The 1,478-nt window shown below is 65.2% G+C and carries 2 protein-coding genes; both read right to left on the minus strand.

What is annotated here, in order from left to right; genetic code table 11:
- Window positions 1-109: 109 nt before the first annotated feature.
- The gene (locus ACSIH6_RS39285; protein WP_435113960.1) at window positions 110-892 is read right to left on the minus strand and encodes a protein kinase; all 783 of its coding nucleotides are present in this window, start codon (window positions 890-892) and stop codon (window positions 110-112) included.
- A gap of 6 nt (window positions 893-898) precedes the next feature.
- Window positions 899-1,478, minus strand: a 580-nt coding sequence (locus ACSIH6_RS39290; protein ID WP_435113962.1) for an SPASM domain-containing protein, incomplete at its 5' end; no start/stop codon positions are given.

Consider the following 1,478-nt stretch of genomic DNA (forward strand, 5'->3'; position numbering starts at 1 on the left):
TTCATGCTGACACGCAGCAGAAGCTATCGCGTCGATGCCACGCTGCCCAAGGGCCGAAGGGCCCCGGCCGGGACATCACCCTGCGGCCGGATTCTCTCCTGATTCACGGTCACGCCGAGCTACCCCCGTCCCGGTGATCGGCCCACGCCTCAGCTGCCTCAGCCATCGCACCCAACCACTTCTCGTCCGCGCGCAGCTCAGCGAACCATCGGTTCAGTCGCGCGTTCGCCCGAGCGACGATCCTCAGACTCTCCGGGCTGGACATCTCCCACGCGACCATCTTGGACACCCAGGACTCTGCGGACTCTGGAGAATGTCCAGAAGACACCAACTGCACCGCCAGGCACGTTGGCATGGCTGCTGGGGTGGCGCGGGTAGGCCACTCCCAATCCACCAACCAGGTCTCCTCTGCGCCGATGAGGAAGTTACGGCCGTGGATGTCGGTGTGCGTCAGCGCATCGCCTCTCAGGAGTTCCTTTTCCGAGTCGGTGACGAAACGGTCCCACCGGGTCTCCGTCCACCCTCGTGCGACATCCGGCAAGGGAAGCGCGGACACCCGGTTCAGCGTGTCGACCACTGTCGGCAGGTCCGAGGACTCCGGGAGGAAGTCCGCGCTTCGTCCCTCGACCACGTCGATCCCCAGTACGAACCAGTCCTCGTTCTCTGCCTTCCAGCGGACCGCTGGAGACACCGACCTGATGAAGGAGTTGACTGCGGCTTCCCGCCGGGCTGCTTCGAGATCCCGGCTGCCTTGTGGGGTGGCCTTGACGAAGAACCGACCTTGTTCGGCATAGACAAATCCGGTGCTGGAAGCCCCGAACCCGGAAGCAGGCTTGATGCTCTCGATACGCCCGGTGCGGGGACGAATCAAGTCGGTGATCGTAGGGTCCATGAGTCCTCAGTGCCGTGGGTCGCATTCGCTGGGAGGCTCGCCGGGCTTGCAGATGTCCTTGTCCGGGCTGCACGGGATGAAGATGGGCGGGTCACCGGAGTCCTTGCCCGCCATGATCTTGTCGCGTGCCTGGGACATAGCAGGGCCGGACAGGATATCCGTCAGCGGGTTCTTCTGGACGGTGCCCACGCTCATCCAGGTGGAGAACACACACGGGGACACCTGCCCGTTGGGGTTGATGGCTGCGCGCTCGTCCCCGCATGCCCCGCACAACCCCGCCGTGCCCGGTGCCTGCCCGTCCGCACCACGCCCGAAAGGTCGCACGCGGTCCACGCCGATTCGTGTTACCCCGAGATCTTCGAGTTCGCGCCGGGTTTCCTCTACACCTTGACCATCGGCGGTGACGATGCCAGCTCGCAGGGGCACACCTAGCTCCACGGCCTTGACGATGTTGCGGCGGGTGTGCCGATGAGAAGCGGGGCGGCCGGTCATCTGGTTGTGTTGGTCGGGGTCCGCCGAGTAGTAGGAGGTCGCCACCGACGCGCCGGAACGCTGAAACAGCTCCCACCAGGCGTCGGAGACGTGG

Origin of the sequence: Nocardiopsis synnemataformans (genome assembly GCF_965343085.1) — a bacterium.
Taxonomy (GTDB): domain Bacteria; phylum Actinomycetota; class Actinomycetes; order Streptosporangiales; family Streptosporangiaceae; genus Nocardiopsis; species Nocardiopsis alborubida.

Bases quoted from the DNA above. Each gene is read 5' to 3' on its own strand.
- ACSIH6_RS39285 (WP_435113960.1), bottom strand. From the start codon at position 892: ATGGACCCTACGATCACCGACTTGATTCGTCCCCGCACCGGGCGTATC.